The organism is Candidatus Nitrospira neuquenensis (assembly GCF_979578155.1).
Genome location: NZ_CEFZDU010000035.1, coordinates 99,307 through 115,892 on the forward strand (window position 1 = coordinate 99,307; position 16,586 = coordinate 115,892).

The window sequence follows — 16,586 nt, forward strand, 5'->3', positions numbered from 1 at the left end:
GTTTCGTGGGAAGGCTCAGGCGTCCGATGGAGAAGGCGGCACGGTCCAGCCGGAAGGGATCGACCGATGGCCTGGCGGCACAGTATACCCCAACGGCTGAAGCCAGGCCGGCCGACATCCAGGGACTCCGGGCGTCAGACGCGGGAATGCGTCCCGTCGCAGAAGGGCGGCTTCTTCGTGTGCTTGCAGCCGCAGAAGGCGACCCGCTTGCGTTCCCGGAACTCGACCTCCACCGGCGCGAACTCCGTGCCGGTGTGGGACCCGTCGCAGAAGGGCTGCGTCTTCGCCCGCCCGCACCGGCACCACCAATACGTGCCCGGCTCCACCTCCATCACATAGGGCATGCGCTGCGCGATCACCACCTCGTCGGCCATCTGCCTCTCCTCCTCAACGATTGTCCGCGGGCAAACGGCGCCCATTGTACCCGAACGCCGGACGAGAACTGAAGCCGCTTCAGCGGCAGCGGCGCGGCGGGCCGTGGTCGCCGACCGGCGTGAGCCAGAGATAGTCCGCGACGCCGTCGCGCAGGAGCGTCGCGATCTCCTCCGTCCGGTCCGGCGTGAGCGCCGTGAGGTAGACGGTGACCTGCCGAACCGCGCCGGCGCGCCGGCGCCGCACGCGGTGGGGCACCGGCAAGCCCCGCTGGACGTGGCCGCCGCCCGTGTAGCTCACGATGGGACCCGAGCCCGGCGCCGCCCGCTCCAGCGCGGCGGCGATGGTCTTCGCCATCCCCTCGTCCCGAAGGAGGGAGGCTTCGTAGAGCCGCTGGTAGGCCTCCTCCGGGAGACCCTCGTGGCAGCGGCGGATCTGGTCGAAGATGACCCGACGGTACTCGGGGTCCTCGACCGGCGCCTCGGCCTCCAGCCCCCACCGCGCCAGCTCCGGGTCGGTCCCGGCCTGGGCGAGGCCCCGCTTGGCGACGAGCCGGACGACCGCACGCGGGGGATTGAGCGCCAGCACCGGCGCGCCGGTGTCCCGCGCGAACGCGACGAGGGGCTCGTAGTCCTCGAAGGCGCCGCCCCAGTTCTGCTCCCAGCGGGACTCCTCCAGGAAACGCTCGCGCGGCATCGCGCGGTCGGTGAGATAGCGGTCCAGCCCCGCCTGGCCGTCCCAGCCGAACATCTCCAGCGCGAGCACGGGCTTCCGCGATCCGGCCGCCAGCGCGCGCAACAGGGTGAGCGCCGCCGCGATATGGTGGCGGTTGCGGTGCTCCTCGCCCAGGTAGATCACGTCCTGGGCGGCGAGCCCCGCGAGCCAGGCCTCGAAGGACACCGGCTTGCCGGTCCGTCCATCCAGGACCTGCCCGGTCCGGTAGATCTCCGCGGGCGGGGCCGCGACCTCCGACGGGGGCGAGCCGAAGGCGAAATCCCCGGCAAGCGTGAGCAGGGTCGCCGCCAGGAACACCGGCCTGGCCAAACCCGGCCGACCTTGACGCCCACCGGGGGCGGGACTATTCTCGCGCGACATGACGCGGCCCATCTTCTCGTCGTGCATGCGACCATCGTACACGTGTGCCGCCCGTAGGTCACCTGGGCACTTCCTCCGCCCATGAGCATGGACCACCAGCTCCTCGCCGACTTCCGCCGGCGTCTCGGCCGGGCCAAGGAGGCCGATGCCGGCGCCTGGGAAGCCTCCAGCCGCCTGCTCGCCCGCGCCGCCGCGCCCGAGACGCTCGCCCGACTGGCCGCAGCGATCCGTGGTTCCGCGGAGCCGACGCCGCTCCGCGAGGCGCTGCTCGAAGCCCTGCGAGACGGCAAGGCCCGGTCGGTCCAGGACCTGTCGAGCGAGGCGCTCAAGCCCCTCACGGGTTTGCCCGCGACCAAGGCGGTGCGCGCGCTCTGCCTCTATTTCGGGTTGTTGAAGCTGGAGGAGCCTGACGCCGACGCGGGCCTGTCGTCCGCCCGCGTCGAGGCGCTCCTCCGGCGCTCGCGCAACCCCTTCGACCTTCTCGTGGAGGCGGAGGACCCGTCGCTGCTCGACCTCGGAGCCGGCGACCTCTCCTTCGCCGAGGAACTGGCCCGGCAGGTGGTCCCGCGGCTGGCGGCCCGGTCGAAAACGTTGACGCTCCACTGCGTGGACCGGCTCAAGCCCGGCTCGGCGCTCGGCGGCCGGCTCCATGCGGACCGCGAGCGCCTCGATCGCCTCCGGGGCCGACCGGGGCTCGCCTTCCGCTTCTGGGGCGACCAGGACATGTTCGAGCTGGACGGGGTGAAGGGCCTGAAGCCGCGGTACACGATCGCCGCCTGCTACGCCCCGCCGACGCCGACCTGCGCGCTGGAACCGACGCGGCTGTCCCCGGGGCTGGTCGCCGAGCACCTTCGCCGGACCAAGGGCGAGTTCCGGCCGGTTCGCGAGGACGGGGAGCCGGCCCTTGAAGTCCGCCATCGCGGGCGGACGCTCCTGTTCCCCCCCTGGAAGTTCGAGGTCCGCGGGCCGCTCGCGCTGCTCGACCTGGTCGCGCGGCGGGGCCGGCTGGCCGTCCTCGCCTCGGTGGACGGGGAGGTCTTCTGGGAGCTGCTCGCGCAACTGCTGGCGGAGGACCGCTTCCGTCCGCGGGACGTGATCTTCGAGGAGGCCGTGCTCCCGGAGGTCTTCGGCGAGGTCCACCGGCGGCTGGCCGCGCTGAATGTCGGCGAATCGCTGGTCCTGTCGGATGTGGCGGCCCTGCGCGCGGCCCTGCCGAGGCCCGGCGAGCCGGCCGGCGCGCCGTCGTCCGGCTTCCGCTATGTCGAGGTCCGCCGCGGGGCGACCTTTCCGGACGTCCCGGCCAGCCTCACCGCCCGCCTCTTCACCGGAATGTCCGAAGAGCCGCTGCCCTGGTTTCTGACGCTCGTGCCGGATGTCGCGAGAAAGAGCGACGACGTGCCCGCAAATTGACGCACCGGGACCCCGATGGTAAGCTCGGCGGCGAGTCCGGTCGGCTCGGCAAGCGGGCGAACCATGACCGCCACGGCGACGATCCGCGCCATCCAGGCGAACATCGAGCGGGTCATCAAGGGCAAGGCCCGAGCGGTCGAGCTCGCGATCGTCGCGCTCCTGGCCCGCGGGCACCTCTTGATCGAGGACGTGCCGGGCGTCGGGAAGACCACCCTCGCGCACAGCCTGGCCCGCTCGCTCGACGGCACGTTCCGGCGCATCCAGTTCACGAGCGACCTGCTGCCCTCGGACATCCTCGGGGTTTCCATCTTCGACCAGCGGCGCCAGGCCTTCGAGTTCAAGCCCGGGCCCCTCTTCGCGAACGTGGTGCTGGCCGACGAGATCAACCGCACGACGCCCAAGACCCAGAGCAGCCTGCTGGAGGCCATGAACGACGGGCAGGTGTCGGTGGACGGCCACACCCATCCGCTCCCCGCGCCCTTCATGGTCGTCGCGACGCAGAACCCGATGGAGTACCACGGCACGTTCCCGCTGCCCGAGTCGCAATTGGATCGGTTTCTGTTGCGGCTCCGGATCGGCTACCCGGAGCCGGCGGAGGAGAAAAAGATCCTGGACCGGCAGATGGTCGCCCATCCGGCCGAGGACTTGAAGCCGGTCGCGTCGGTGCCGGAAGTGATCGAGCTGCAGCGGCTGGCCGACTCCGTGCGGATGGAGGAGAGCCTGAAGGAGTACCTGCTCGCCATCGTCGCGGAAACCCGGCAGAGCGACCTGCTGGCGCTGGGCGTGAGCCCGCGCGGGGCGCTCGCGCTCCAGACCGCCGCCAAGGCGCTGGCCCTCGTCCGCGGACGGGACTATTGCCTCCCCGACGACCTGAAGGAACTCGCCCCCGCCGTGCTCTCCCACCGCGTGCTGATCAGGCCGGGCCTGGGTGGGGCGGGCGGCGCCGGCGGGCGGTTCGAGGAGGCCGAGCAGGTGATCCAGGACCTGGTGGAATCCGTTCCGGTGCCGCTGTAGGAGAGGGCCATCAGGCTCTGGCCTTCCTCCGTCACCCCGGCAAAGCCTGTCACCCCAGGGCAGGCCGTCACCCCGGCGAAGGCCGGGGTCCAGTCTTGATTCTGGATTCCGGCTTCCGCCGGAATGACGAGGCTGAAGGCTGACGGCTGATCGCTGACGGCTACCCCATGATGCTCCGCCGGCTCCTCCGTCGCCTGGTCCCCAGCCGCTCCGTCCGCCCGACTCGCGAGGGCCGCCGCTTCGTCCTCCTCACGCTCGGCGTCGGCATCGCCGCCGTCAACACGGGGAACAACCTCCTCTACCTGCTGCTGGCGATGATGCTGAGCCTGATCGTGGTCTCGGGCATCCTCTCCGAGCAGTGCGTGCGCGGCCTGGAGGTGCGGCGGCGGATGCCGTCGCCGATCTTCGCCAACCGGCCCGCGACGGCCTCCCTCTCGGTGGCGAACCGGAAGGCCCGCTTCCCCACGCTCTCGCTCGAGGTGCTCGACGTGGCCGCGGGCCAGGCCCTGGACCGCGGGGTGATCCTCGCGCACCTGCCGCCCGGCGCGCGCGCGCTTCAGAGCTATCCGCTGCTCTTCCCGCGGCGGGGCGTCCATCGCTTGGAGGGAGTGCGGCTGCGCACGCGGTTCCCCTTCGGGCTCTTCGCAAAGTCGGCCTTCCGGCCGCTCGACGCCGAACTGGTGGTCTTTCCGGAGCTCACGCCGCTGCCGGAGGAGGTGACGCGGGAGCTGGCGGGCCTGGGCCGGGAGCGCGGCCTGCCGCGGCGCGGGCCGGGCGCCGGCCTCTACAACCTACGGGACTACCAGCCGGGCGACGACTCGCGCCTGATCCACTGGCGGACGGCGGCGCGGCACGGCCGCCTGATCGTCCGCGAGACCGAGGCGGAGGTGCTGCGTCGCGCCCGGCTCGTGCTGGCGACGGCGAGGCCCGGCGGGCCGGCCCGGCTCTCCGGCGCGGACGAGGCCTTCGAGCGTGCCGTGTCGTTCACCGCCTCGCTCGCCGTCTCCCTGCACGAGCGGGGGTTCAGCCTGAGCCTCGTCGCGGGGCGTGAGGCGGTGCCCTTCGGCGCGGGGAGTACCCACCTGCATCGCCTCCTGCATGTCCTGGCCCTCTGCGGGCCGGCGGGCCCCGATGAGTTGCCGACCGAGAGGGCCGGGCTCGCCGACGGTGACGACCCGACGCTGCTCGTCCTGCCCTGGCCCGACGCACGGCCGCCCGGACCGTGGTCCGGCGCCGTCCGGGTTTTTCGGCCGGGAGACGGGCCATGAGACCCGATGGCGCGCTCGGCCTCGCCTCCCTGTTGTCGGTCCTGATCGCCTTCGGCGGCCTGCTCCTCACCGGCCAGGTCCCCGGCGCGGTCGGCGCGCTGGGCCTGGCGGCGTTGGCGCTCGGCGCCGCCCGCTTCGCCGGGCTCCTGCCGGACTGGGGGCCGTTCCTCCTGTCGCGGTCCGTCTGGAACGCGACCCTGCTCGGCCTCTGCGCGCTGCTGCTCGTGGACCTGCTCTGGGTGACCCGCGACCCGCTCCTCTCCGGCGTGTACCTGCTCGGCGGCCTGATGGTCGCGAAGTGCTTCATGCTGCGGGAGCGCGCGGACTTCGCGCACCTGCAGGCGATCAGCTTTCTCCAGCTTCTGGCCTGCGCGGCCCTGACCGTGGAGCTGTGGTACGGCGTCGTGTTCATCCTCTACCTGTTGACCGCCGTGTGGGCGCTGCTGCTGGGACACCTGGCCGGCGAGCCGGGGCCGCCGCCGGCCGCCGGCGGCGCGTCGGCCCGGCCCGCGCGCAGCCCGCTGACCCCCGCCTTCTTCTGGACGACGAACGGCGTCGCGGCGGGCACCCTCGGCTTGACGCTGGTGCTCTTCTTCGTGACGCCGCGGGTGGGCGCGGGGTTCTTCCAGAAGAGCCGGGTCGAGGCGATCAGGACGACGGGGTTCTCCGGCAAGGTGGACTTGGGCGAGATCGGGTCGATCAAGCAGGACGACACCGTCGTCATGCGCGTCGTGCTGCCGGAGCACCAGGCGCCGGTCGAGGGCCGGCTGTATTTCCGCGGCGCGGCCTTCGACGTCTACAACGGCCGCGCCTGGGTCAACAGCCTCTCGGCGCAGCACCAGCTCGAGCGGTCCCCGAGCGGAGCCTTCATGGTGCCGGGCGAAGGCGGTCGAGACCTCGCCCGCGGCGGCCTGCGCCAGGAGGTCCTCCTGGAGGTGCTGGACACCACGGTGCTCTTCGCCGCCTCCTTCGTCGAGACGGTGGAGGGCGGCTTTCCGGCCCTGCAGCGTGACGGCATGGGCAGCCTGCATCTGCCGTATCCGCCCGTCACGCGCTTTCAGTACCGCGTCTATTCGATCCCGGACCGGATCGCGCCGGAGGACCGGACCGCGACGACGCCGGCCTCGCCCGGGCCGACGGCCGGGCGTTTCCTCCAGCTTCCCCCGATGGGCCCGCGCGTGGCCGAGCTGACGGCGGACGTGAGCCGCTCGGCGCCGACCGTCCTCGGCAAGGTGCGCGCGGTCGAGCGGTTCCTGCGCGCCAACTACCGGTACACGCTCGACACCGGCGAGGGAGAGGGCGGCGCGCCGCTGGAGACCTTCCTGTTCGACCGCAAGAGCGGCTACTGCGAGCACTACGCGACGGCCATGGTGGTGATGCTCCGGACCCTGGGCATCCCGGCGCGGCTGGTGACCGGCTTCCTGCCCGGCGAGTGGAACGACTTCGGCCGGTACTACACGGTGCGGCAGAAGGACGCCCACGCCTGGGTGGAGGTCTACTTCCCGCGGTCCGGCTGGGTGAGCTTCGACCCCACGCCGAGCCTGGGTGCCGAGGCCGGCGACCTCTACGCGACGGTCATCGGCCGCCTCGTGGATTCCCTCCGGCTCAAGTGGGACCGGATCGTGATCCAGTACAGCCTGCGCGACCAGGCCGCCGTCGCGCGGGGCCTGCGCGAGCGCGGGGAAGGGGTGGGACGGCGGCTGTCCGCCTGGCTGACAGAGGTCGCCCGGTGGGCCGGCCAGGATTGGCGCGAGACGGTCCGCCGGGTCTGGGCGCTGGGACAAGACGTCGGCGCGGCGCTCGCGCTCGCGGCGGTCGGGGCTGGACTCTGGCTGTTGATTGTGCGAGGGTGGCGGCACCTCCGAGCCCGCCGGCCCGGCGGCGGGGCGTCCGAGCACGCGGCGGTCGTCCGTCTCTATGCGGCCATGCTCCGCGGGCTGGAGGCGCGCGGGTTCCCCAAGGCGCCGGGCTCGACGCCGCTGGAGTTCGCCCGATCGGTGTCCGACCGCTGGGCGGCGGCCGGTGCCTTCGTGGGGCCGCTGACCGACCTGTACTGCCGTGCGCGCTTCGGCGGCGAGCCCCTGTCGGCGGAAGAGCGACGCCGGGCGCGGCGGCTGCTCGCGGACCTCCGCGCCGCGCGCCGATAACGGTCATCTCGCTTCCGAGGAGGATGCGTGCGCCGGATGCCGACCCGCTCGACCCGATTCCTGCTGTGCCTACTGCTCCCCGCGGTCGCCGCCCTGCCCGGCTGCGCCATGTGGCACTACCAACTGGGCAGCAACGCCTACAGCCACCGGAACTACACTTCGGCGCTGGAGCATTTCCGCCTGGCGGCGCAGGCGGGCGACGGGGAGTCCCAGCACAACCTGGGCTACATGTACGTGAAGGGGGAGGGCACGGCGCCCGACCCCCAGCAGGCCCGCTACTGGTTCAGCAAGGCCGCGGCGCAGGGCGTGGCCGCCGCCCAGTACAACTACGGGATCATGTGCCTGGAGGGACAGGGGGGGCCGAAGGATCCGGCGGTGGCTGCCGCCTGGTTGCTCAAGGCGGCCGAGCAGGGGGATGTGCGGGCCATGCTGAACCTCGGGCTCCTCTTTGAAGCCGGCGAGGGGGTGCCCAAGGACGAGGCGCAGGCGGCGCGCTGGTACCGCCGGGCGGCCGAGAAGGGGCTGGTCCAGGCCCAGTACAACCTGGGCGTCATGTACGACAACGGCCAGGGGGTGCCCAAGGACGACCGCGAGGCCGTCAAGTGGTACCTCGCGGCGGCGGTGCAGGGGGACGCGGAGGCGCAGTTCAACCTCGGCCTCATGTACGACGAAGGCGAGGGGGTGCCCAAGGACGAGGCGGAGGCGGTGCGCTGGTACCGGCGGGCGGCCGAGCAGGGGGAGGCCGCCGCGCAGCACAACCTCGGCCTGATGTACGCCAAGGGCGCGGGCGTGGCGCAGGATCTCGTCGCGGCCTACATGTGGTTCGCCCTCGCCGTCGAGTACGGCTACACGGATTCCCTCCACTCCCGGGAACAGGTGGCCCGCAGGATGACCCCGGCGGAGCTGGCCGCGGCCGAAAAACTGATCACGGAGTGGCGATCCACCCGCACGGCGACCAGACGGTGAAGGCCGGTTCCGCCGCTCCACCCCCGACATCTTCTTAGCGAAAGGAGCCGTCCATGCGCGCGCGATCGACACGGGCCCTCGTCGGAGTCATGCTGCTGACCGCCGGCGCCTGGTGGGGAGGAGGGCTGGCGGTCGGACGGGCTGGCGATGCGCCGCCCGCCTCGGCGACCCCTCCCGCGGCGAGCCGGGATGACGACACCCGTCCGCGGCAGCAACACTACGTCTTCGCGCACCGGTTGTTGCGCGACCTGTTCCTGCGCGACCCGGCCGGCTTTCTGGGCGAGCTCAATCAGGACGGAGACGAGTTCCTCCAGGCGGCCTGGATGTTCGTGGGCATCAAGCTGACGGGCGAGCCGGACACCGCCTCGGCCCAGGAGGTGAAGCACGAGGTCCGGAAGCTGGACGACGGCAGCCTCGTGGTCCTGATCACGATGCCGCGGGCCACGCGGATGCCGGAGGCCATCTTCGTCGCCGCCGTCTATCGGCCGGCGTCGGAGGGCCGGGAGGAGGTGGCCCGCTTCGTGACGCTCGAGTTCAGCCGGCCGCCGGGCACGGAGGTCCCGATCACCGTGCTGGCCGAATGGCAGGGCGAACGCCACCTCAACTTCGGGCGGGGGCCGGCGCCCACGCTGAACGAGTTCTTCGCCTCGGTGGTCGCCCTGCTCGCCGAGCGGCCGCCCGCGCCGCCCGCCGCCCCGCCGTCCTGAGGGCCGTCTTCCGTGTTTGACAAGTCCGCCGGCGCGCGCTAGGGTGTGCCGGTGGAACGCCTAGGTGCAATCACGATAAAATGAGGAGCCGGCTGAAGGCCCCGCCGCCGGCCCGCCGCGATGGAGCCACCAGAACCCAGGAGGGACCGATGAACGAGAAGTCCTACGGAAAGATCCTCGCCGAGGGGTTCGTCCGGGCGATTCCCTGGGCCGTGATGTTCACCCTGTCGGTCCTGACGGTCTTTGAGGTGATGACCACGGTGCTGCGCCAGGAGATGAAGGAGGCGATCGAGTTCACGTCGAATTACGCGGTCCGTAACGCGGTCCGGGCCACGCTCCGGGACCCGGTGGTGAGGGAGGAGCTGGTGCCGAGGATGAAGCAGGCCGTCAAGGACACGATCGATTTCGCGGTCAACACGGAGCGGGCCTACCCCCACGAGGCGCTCGAGGTCAGGCTCGTCGGGAAGAAATGAGGTGCCTAACGGGGAGCCTCGCCCTGGTCCGGTGGCGCGGGAAATAGGACGTAGGGTGTGGGGGGGGGCGATGCCGGGCGGGAGATATGCCGGGGCTTCCTGGCCCGCGGGGCCGAGGTGGCGGATGAAGCGATAGATGGCCCGCAGGTCGGCGTCGGTCATGGCCTGCAGGGTGAACCAGGGCATCGGCGGCCTCGTCCGCATGGTGCGCGCCCGCACCACCCACTCATCCTCCGACAGGTTCTGCATGTACAGTCTGAGGTTGACCGGATAAGTCGTACCCCAGGGGCCGCGCCAGCCGAGCGCCTCTCCCGTCAACCACTGGGAGTCCGGCACCCGGCCGCCGCTCCGGGCGTAGCCGGCGGTATGGCAATCGTTGCAGCCGGCGATCCGCACGAGGTACCGTCCCTGCTGCAGGGGATCGGGCACGGGGCCGGCCTTCTCGGAGCCGGCCGTAAGGTCACCCGCGGTCAGGCACCCGCCCGATGCCAGGAGCAGCGTCATCGCGGTTCTCACCCAGAAGGTGCGCATCCCCGCCCTCCGTGGTCGTCCTCGCGTCGGCCCGGTTCCCGTCCCGCGGCTTTCCCGCGAGCAACGGCTATCCCGCCCGCCTGAAGTCGCGGCCCTCCTTCCTGCCCAAGAGGGCAAGGAGCTGCCGAAGCCGCTGCTTTTCCTCCAGACGCAGGCGCCGGAACTTAAGCCCGTTGGTCCGCCCGTCGGCCCACCGAACTTCGGCCAGGTCCACCCGCAGGGGGAGCGCCTGCTCCGGAAGGTGAATGGTCAGGACCAGCGTGGTTCCGCCAAGGAGCAATTCCTCGCTCACCAGCGTGCAGCCTCCGGCGGAGAGCTCCGTGACGAGCCCGCCGCCGGCGACGCTGCCGCCCGAGAAGGACGCGGGCAACGCGACCGCGACACGCGCCCGCTCACGTCGTTCCATGGCACCCCTCGGACCAACACCGTGGTTCGGCGACGCCGCAGCGGCTGGCCTGGGAAGGGCGGTACTATAACAGAAGGGGATGGGGCAGGTCACGGCCTCTGGGAAGGAAGCCGCGCGCGCCGCCGGATCGAGTCGGCGTCTCAAGCAACCTCCTTGCCCGATCGAGAACCCCGGTCGAGCCTGTGCATAGACGATGAGAAATTTTTACTTGATACAAGGTATGGGGGAAGGCGGATCAACGGGAATCAAGGCGCAGAACCCATTGATTTGCTGGCGACATCCATGCCAAATTTCTAGGCAACGTAACGACTCGATGCCTCTCAAGCCGGTCCGCCGCGCCGAACGTCGTACCTATCCACAGGATAGTCACTGTTTCTGGGGATAGGGAGACGCAGACAAACGGTCGCGCAGGGGTTTATTGAAGCCGGATTCCGCGAAGGGATAGGCCCCCTAACCCGCATGATTCATGAGCGTTTCTGCTGCAACCGCGGATTCGCGGCTGCGACAAGCCAGCAGGCGACTGCCGTGCATGCTGGCGGGCGGGCTCGCCGCTCGGACCCTCGACGGACGGGTTCAAGTACGCCTCGGGCCTTCGCGGCTCCACGCGCCCGTCTCGCGACGCGACTCCACGGTTTCTCGACGAACCGTCATGAATCGTGCGGGCTAAGCTCGGGCAGGATGGCGGCGGAAGCGCCGTGAAGGAGGGGGTCGGCTGGAGCGGGAAACGGGATTTGAACCCGCGACCCTCGCCTTGGCAAGGCGATGCTCTACCACTGAGCTATTCCCGCTCGCCGAGTCCGAGAAGAGCCGCGATTCTACTGGCGGCCCGTCCGCCTGTCAAGCCGGGCCGGCCGAGGCTTGACGCTCGCGCGGGCCTTCGCGTAGAGTGGGCGCCGAATCGGGCCCCGCGGGCTCGATTCTCCGAGGAGAGGATGACGACGCCATCTCCCACGTCCGTTCCCTTCGCCGCCCAGGCCATTCCCTTCGACGAGTTTCTCGCCACCGGCAAGCTTCCCGAGGGGTTCATCACGAGCGATTACGTCGGCGAGCAGTTCGTCGAGCGCCTCGTGCACTACATCCTCAGCGTGCCGGCCGGCAGCTACGAGATGTCCAAGCTGGGCGAGCTGCTCCAGCAACTGGACCCCCGCCACCAAGTCTTCTTCTTCAAGCGTTTAAAGGAGACCAGCCCCCAGAGCCTCAAGGACTTTGCGCCCCTCTACTACGGCTTCATGGCCGAGTTCCACGCCCTCCTTTTCACCTAACTGCCGAAAATACCGCTTGTTCTTGGCCGGTCCCCCGTATAGAATGGAGCCAACGTTTACCCTTGAGCGAGGAGAAGCATGAATCCGACTTTGCAGCGGGCCGTCACCAGCTTCTACAACCTGGTCTATGAAGCGCAGACCTTCGCCACGACGATGGCGCGGCTGGACCTGGCCGATCAGGAAAGCTACCAGGGGCGGATCGAGGGGCTGAACTGGGTGCTCGACCGATGCCAGGAGCTGGAGGACATGGATGCGAACCTCACCCCCTCCTCGTTGCAGCGGGTGTTGAGCGAGGTCAAGTCCGACCTCGAGCATGAGCTGTCCGTGCAGCGGCGGGAGAAGGGCCGGCGCGCCGACGGGCGCGAGGAAGCGCTCACCTTCGTCTCGCAATACCTGACGAGCTTGATCACCGCGACGGAGATCGAATCCGCGAAAAGCTCCGTCTGACGCGAGGGATTCGTCCCGCCTCCCGCTCCGGCCGCCGACCCATGGACCAGTCGCGGAAAATCGCGATCGCCCGTGAGTGGATCGTCTTCGCCCTCTGCCTGGGGTTGGGAGGGCATGTCGTCCTGGGACTGCTCTTGCACGCGCCGGAGGCCTGGTCCTGGGGCGGCGCCGGCGCCCGCGGGCTGCTCATCGGGCTGTCGCTCTACGTCGGGGTCCAGCTTCTGCGATCCCTCTGGTGGCTGTACCGGGGCAAGGGCAAGCGGGAACGGGAGGAGGCGTGGTGATCGGCCGTTCGGTCACCGCGTGATTCGGAGCACGGAGCGTCGCCGATGACCTCGCAACCGCCGTGGAGAGGCAAATTCCCGGTCCCCCCCGCCTCGTCCGCCCGTCGGAGCTTCACCCCGGGTCCCGAGGGACGGCCGACCCGGGCCGACCAATTCGGGTCGTTTCAGGCCTCGTTGCTCTATTGTCCCACCTGCCGGCAGGCCACGCCGACCCGCGAGCGGCTGCTGCTGGTGCTGCCCACCGGCAACCTCTACGAATACCGCTGCGCGCAGTGCGGGACGTCGACCGGCTCGAAGACGGAGCGGGACCGGCCGGAGGTGCGGCTGTTCCTGCCGTGAGGGCAACGGGGCTGGGCGGGGGCGGCGAGGCCCTTGGCTCAGGCCAGGCCTTCGAGGGGGATGCCTTCCTCGATCAGCATGACGGGAATGTCCTCGCGGATCGGGTAGAGCACCTTCCGGTCCGCCCGGATCAGCCCCCCGTCGAGCTTCTCCGTGACGGGCTGCCCCGCCTTGTTCTTGAGCTCTCCCTTCGCGATGCGTTCGTTCAAGCGGGCGACCAGCGCGTCGTCCGCCAGGGCGACGTCCTGTTTCGTGTCCGGGCAGCACAGGATCGCGAGCAGTTCCTGATCCACGTTCACCATCGCGGCGAGTCCCTCCTTCGCGGGACGACCGACCGTCCGGCCCGACCGACCGGGGCGGTTCCACGCGAGCCCGAGCCTAACGGAATCGGCGCCCAAGATCAAGGGACCCCGCCATGCCGTCCAAGTCCTGGGGCGACTGACTAGGGTGTCATACCTGTTCTCGTGGGGGCCGGAGGCGACCTTGACGGCCCGAGCGCCTCTCTGCTACTATCCGCCCGCGGGGTGGAGCAGTCTGGTAGCTCGTTGGGCTCATAACCCAAAGGTCGAAGGTTCAAATCCTTCCCCCGCAACCAACTCCGAAGGTCCGGTGACGTACAGGGGCCCTGACTAACCGAAGTCAGGGCCCCTGGCATTTTCAGGCCGATGGAGGAGGAGAGGGCGTGATGCGCGTCGTCCTGCCGGGGGTCTGTCTGCTGCTGTCCGCGTGCACGCCCTGGCGGGCCGAGTACCTCGACGGTCTCCTCGATCGGGAGGCCCAGCCCGAGATCGAGCGGCGCCCGGGGCCTCCCACGGCCCGGATCACGCAGGACAAGGGCGAGCTGTGGGTCTACCGATTCGGTGCCCCGTCGATGTACGTCACGCCCACGGGCGCGGCGGGGAGCCTGGCGGTGGGGACCGCGAGCTGCTCGGAGTCTGTCCTCCGGTTCGACGAGGAGCGTGTGCTGCGCCGGTGGGTGCAGCAGGCCTGCTGCACCCCCGCCCGCGCCATCAATTGATGGCGTGTTCCGATAGCACGGTGCGCCGTCCGTCCCGTCCGTGAGGCCGCCATCCAATGGCCCTGGGTGACGTCTTCAAGACCATGACCCGCAAGCGGGCCCTGCCGACCCCGGCAGTGCTCCTGGCCGGCGTCTTCCTGCTGGACTTGGCCGCGCCCGCGGGGACGGCGGTCTGGGCCTTCTATCTGATCCCGTTGCTGTTGACGATCCGGAGCGCGGACCGCCGGGCTCCGGTGTGGACGGCCGCGGCGATCAGCGGCCTGGTCTTGCTCGCTCCCGCGTTCACCGCCCCGGGGGCCTCGCCCGCCACGACCGGCTTCAACCGGCTGATCGGCCTCCTCGTCGTCTGGGCGGCAGCGCTCCTGCTCCGGAAGTCGGCGCGCGGCGGCGCGGACGAGCTGGGGGAGGAGGGGCGGTCGGTGGAAGCCGGGGCGGAGGCGGAGAGCGAGGCCTGTCACCGGGCGCTGGCGGAGTCGAACCTGGTGGGGCTCTTCGGCTTCGAGCTCGGGGGGCGGATCACGAGCGCCAACGACACCTTCCTCAAGCTGCTCGGCTACGACCGCGCCGATCTGGCGGAGGGGCGGTTGCGGTGGGACGAGCTGACGCCGGCGGAGTTCCGCCCGCTCGACGCCATGATCCTCGACGAGCTCACGTCCCACGGCACGGCCAAGCCCGTCGAGAAGGCGCTGATCCGCAAGGACGGAAGCCGGCTGCCGGTGCTGGTCGGAGCCGCCCGGCTCCGGGGCGTCGAGGGTCGCGCCGTCGGGTTCATCCTGGACGTCACCGACCGCCACCAGGCCGAGGAGGACCTGCGGCGCCACCAGCGCGAGCAGCGGATAATCTTCGACTCCGTGCCGGCGATGATCTGGTACAAGGACGCGGAGAACCGGATCCTGCGCGCCAATGAGCCGGCCGCCCAATCGGTCGGCCTGAGCGTCAAAGAACTGGAAGGCAAGTCTGCCGACGAGCTGTACCCGGAGGAGGCGGCAAAGTACCACGAGGACGACCTGGAGGTCATCCGCACCGGCAAACCCAAGCTCGGGATCGTCGAGCCCTACCAGGGCACCGACGGCGAGAAGCGCTGGCTCCGTACGGACAGACTTCCCTTCCGCGACGAGCGGGGCCAGGTGGCCGGCGTCATCGTCTTCGCCGTGGACATCACCGACCGCATCCGCGTGGAAGAGGCCCTCACGCAGGCACAGGCTCGGCTCGATCAGCGCGTCGAGGAGCGCGGCCGGGAGCTGGCGCAGGCGCAGGAAGAGCTGACAACCGAGGCGACCATCCGGTCGCAGGTCGAGGCGGAGCTTGAGGCGAGCCAGGAACAAGTGCGGCAGCTCCACCGGCTGGAGGCGATCGGTCGGCTGGCCGGTGGGATCGGCCACGAGTTCAACAACCTGCTCACCGTCATTCTGGGCCAGGCCCGCCTGTTCCAGGAGGCGCTGGATCCTGCGACGGGGTCCTACCGCCGGATGGAGGAGCTGGTGCAGGCCGCCCGGCGGGCGGCCGGCCTCGCCCAGCAGTTGCTGGCCTTCAGCCGCAAGCAGCCGCACCGGCCGGTCCCGCTCGACCTCAACGGGCTGATCGCCGCACAGGCGCCCACGCTGCGTGCGCTCGTGGGCGATCGGGTCACCCTGGTGCTCGACCTCGCGCCCGCGCCGATGACGGTCATGGCCGACGCGACACAGCTCGAGCAGGTGCTCATCAACCTTTGCCTCAACGCCGGCGAGGCCATGCCCGACGGCGGGACGCTGACCATCCGGACCTCCGCCGTAGAGCTGGCCGCCCCCGCCGTCGAGCGGCACCTCCGCCTCAACCCCGGTGCCTGCGTCCTCCTCGAGGTCGCCGACGAGGGCGTCGGGATGGACGACTTCGTGAAGACCCACTGCCTTGAGCCCTTCTTCACGACCAAAACGAACGGCCGGGCGAGCGGCCTCGGCCTGTCGACCGTGTACGGCATCGTGACGCGGCACGAGGGGCGGATCGCCGTGGACAGCGAGCCCGGCCGGGGCACGGTGGTCAAGGTCCACCTGCCGCGGGCCGCCGAGACGCCGGAGGAGCGCCGGAGGGTCCAGGCTGCCAGGGAATTGCCGCAGGGGACGGAAACGGTCCTGCTGGTGGAAGACGATCAGCCGGTTCGGGGCCTGCTCTGGCAGGTGTTCACCGCGCAGGGCTACACCGTGATCGAGGCCGCCTCGGCCAAGGAGGCCCTGGAGGCGGCAGAGCGGCATGGAGCGCCGCTGCATCTGCTCGTCACGGACCTCGTCATGTCGGGCATGGGCGGCCTGGAGCTGGCGCGTGTGCTCCGCGCCGCCCATCCGGCCCTGCGGGTGCTCTACATCTCCGGCACCACCGACGTGCCGACGCTCCAGGCGATGGGTCTGCCGATGGACGCCGACTTTCTCCCCAAGCCCTTCGAGCCCGAGGAGCTCTTGCGGACGGTGCGGGAGGTGCTCGAGGCGCCGCCGCGCACGGCGATCTGTTCCGTCTGCGGCGGCGGGCCGCTCGACGTGGTCTCTGCCTCCAAGGCCGCGGGCCGCCGCCTCTGTCCCGCCTGTTTCGCCCGACTGGTCGAGCGCGACTCGGCCGAACCCACGGACCGCTGAACCGCACGGCCGCCCCCCCACCCCCCACGCCGTAGGGGGTGGGACGACTGCCACCCCAACCGCTTCGAGTTTCTCCGAATTCCTATCCGCTCGTCGGCCGCCCTTTCTGGACCGAAAGGCCTAGGCCCGCCCATGACAACAATCATACCGGCGTCAAGCGCCGGTCAAGGCGGGATCAAGGCGCGCGCGGTAGGGTGGCGGGCATACGTCTTGGACTCCGTTTCACACGAGAGGCGATGGACCA

17 protein-coding genes and 2 tRNA genes are annotated in these 16,586 nt (G+C 70.6%); 14 read left to right on the plus strand and 5 right to left on the minus strand.

Translation table 11 applies throughout. The features are described 5' to 3' along the window. Positions 1–134 precede the first annotated feature (134 nt). Both AC1U7O_RS13745 and AC1U7O_RS13750 read right to left on the minus strand, forming a co-directional pair. A complete protein-coding gene (locus AC1U7O_RS13745; protein ID WP_479895386.1) occupies positions 135–374 on the minus strand; it encodes a CDGSH iron-sulfur domain-containing protein in 240 nt (79 codons plus the stop codon). 79 nt (positions 375–453) lie between these two features. After that, a complete protein-coding gene (locus tag AC1U7O_RS13750) occupies positions 454–1,494 on the minus strand; it encodes a ChaN family lipoprotein (RefSeq protein WP_479895387.1) in 1,041 nt (346 codons plus the stop codon). Positions 1,495–1,554: 60 nt separating this feature from the next. On the opposite strand from AC1U7O_RS13750, the gene AC1U7O_RS13755 reads away from it, so the two are divergent. From AC1U7O_RS13755 to AC1U7O_RS13785, 7 genes are all read left to right on the plus strand, one after another. Continuing rightward, the gene (locus AC1U7O_RS13755; RefSeq protein WP_479895388.1) at positions 1,555–2,877 is read left to right on the plus strand and encodes a hypothetical protein; all 1,323 of its coding nucleotides are present in this window, start codon (positions 1,555–1,557) and stop codon (positions 2,875–2,877) included. A gap of 63 nt (positions 2,878–2,940) precedes the next feature. Next, a complete protein-coding gene (locus tag AC1U7O_RS13760) occupies positions 2,941–3,891 on the plus strand; it encodes an AAA family ATPase (protein WP_479895389.1) in 951 nt (316 codons plus the stop codon). Between the two features lie 167 nt (positions 3,892–4,058). Next, the gene (locus tag AC1U7O_RS13765) at positions 4,059–5,159 is read left to right on the plus strand and encodes a DUF58 domain-containing protein (RefSeq protein ID WP_479895390.1); all 1,101 of its coding nucleotides are present in this window, start codon (positions 4,059–4,061) and stop codon (positions 5,157–5,159) included. After that, positions 5,156–7,306, plus strand: a complete 2,151-nt coding sequence (locus tag AC1U7O_RS13770) for a transglutaminase TgpA family protein (RefSeq protein ID WP_479895391.1) — start codon at positions 5,156–5,158, stop codon at positions 7,304–7,306. Before AC1U7O_RS13765 ends, AC1U7O_RS13770 begins: the two co-directional genes overlap by 4 nt. Before the next feature lie 36 nt (positions 7,307–7,342). Then, on the plus strand, positions 7,343–8,272 hold the full coding sequence (locus AC1U7O_RS13775) for a tetratricopeptide repeat protein (protein ID WP_479895479.1): 930 nt from the start codon (positions 7,343–7,345) through the stop codon (positions 8,270–8,272). A gap of 53 nt (positions 8,273–8,325) precedes the next feature. Further along, positions 8,326–8,979, plus strand: coding sequence for a hypothetical protein (locus AC1U7O_RS13780; protein ID WP_479895392.1), 654 nt, complete (start codon positions 8,326–8,328; stop codon positions 8,977–8,979). Positions 8,980–9,128: 149 nt separating this feature from the next. Then, on the plus strand, positions 9,129–9,452 hold the full coding sequence (locus AC1U7O_RS13785; RefSeq protein ID WP_479895393.1) for a hypothetical protein: 324 nt from the start codon (positions 9,129–9,131) through the stop codon (positions 9,450–9,452). A gap of 598 nt (positions 9,453–10,050) precedes the next feature. Here AC1U7O_RS13785 and AC1U7O_RS13790 read toward each other — a convergent pair. Next, entirely contained in the window at positions 10,051–10,389 is a 339-nt protein-coding gene (locus AC1U7O_RS13790) for a PilZ domain-containing protein (RefSeq protein WP_479895395.1), read from the minus strand. Positions 10,390–11,102: 713 nt separating this feature from the next. Continuing rightward, positions 11,103–11,177 (minus strand) — tRNA-Gly (locus AC1U7O_RS13795). 144 nt (positions 11,178–11,321) lie between these two features. Here AC1U7O_RS13795 and AC1U7O_RS13800 point away from each other — a divergent pair. The 4 genes from AC1U7O_RS13800 (at position 11,322) to AC1U7O_RS13815 (ending at position 12,721) form a co-directional block, all read left to right on the plus strand. Continuing rightward, positions 11,322–11,651 (plus strand): hypothetical protein, encoded by a 330-nt coding sequence (locus tag AC1U7O_RS13800; protein WP_479895396.1) that lies wholly within the window; start codon positions 11,322–11,324, stop codon positions 11,649–11,651. A 78-nt stretch (positions 11,652–11,729) separates the two neighbouring features. Beyond that, positions 11,730–12,098 (plus strand): hypothetical protein, encoded by a 369-nt coding sequence (locus tag AC1U7O_RS13805; protein ID WP_479895397.1) that lies wholly within the window; start codon positions 11,730–11,732, stop codon positions 12,096–12,098. Between the two features lie 41 nt (positions 12,099–12,139). Continuing rightward, entirely contained in the window at positions 12,140–12,382 is a 243-nt protein-coding gene (locus AC1U7O_RS13810) for a hypothetical protein (protein WP_479895399.1), read from the plus strand. A 174-nt stretch (positions 12,383–12,556) separates the two neighbouring features. Next, positions 12,557–12,721, plus strand: a complete 165-nt coding sequence (locus AC1U7O_RS13815; RefSeq protein ID WP_479895400.1) for a hypothetical protein — start codon at positions 12,557–12,559, stop codon at positions 12,719–12,721. A 38-nt stretch (positions 12,722–12,759) separates the two neighbouring features. Here the strand turns inward: AC1U7O_RS13815 and AC1U7O_RS13820 are convergent, their stop codons facing one another. Next, entirely contained in the window at positions 12,760–13,023 is a 264-nt protein-coding gene (locus AC1U7O_RS13820) for a Trm112 family protein (protein ID WP_479895401.1), read from the minus strand. Between the two features lie 216 nt (positions 13,024–13,239). Between AC1U7O_RS13820 and AC1U7O_RS13825 the strand changes: the two genes are divergently transcribed. From AC1U7O_RS13825 to AC1U7O_RS13835, 3 genes are all read left to right on the plus strand, one after another. Further along, a tRNA-Met gene (locus tag AC1U7O_RS13825) sits at positions 13,240–13,316 on the plus strand. 87 nt (positions 13,317–13,403) lie between these two features. Next, positions 13,404–13,739 (plus strand): hypothetical protein, encoded by a 336-nt coding sequence (locus tag AC1U7O_RS13830; RefSeq protein WP_479895402.1) that lies wholly within the window; start codon positions 13,404–13,406, stop codon positions 13,737–13,739. A 56-nt stretch (positions 13,740–13,795) separates the two neighbouring features. Beyond that, the gene (locus tag AC1U7O_RS13835) at positions 13,796–16,342 is read left to right on the plus strand and encodes a hybrid sensor histidine kinase/response regulator (protein ID WP_479895403.1); all 2,547 of its coding nucleotides are present in this window, start codon (positions 13,796–13,798) and stop codon (positions 16,340–16,342) included. Positions 16,343–16,586: the final 244 nt, after the last annotated feature.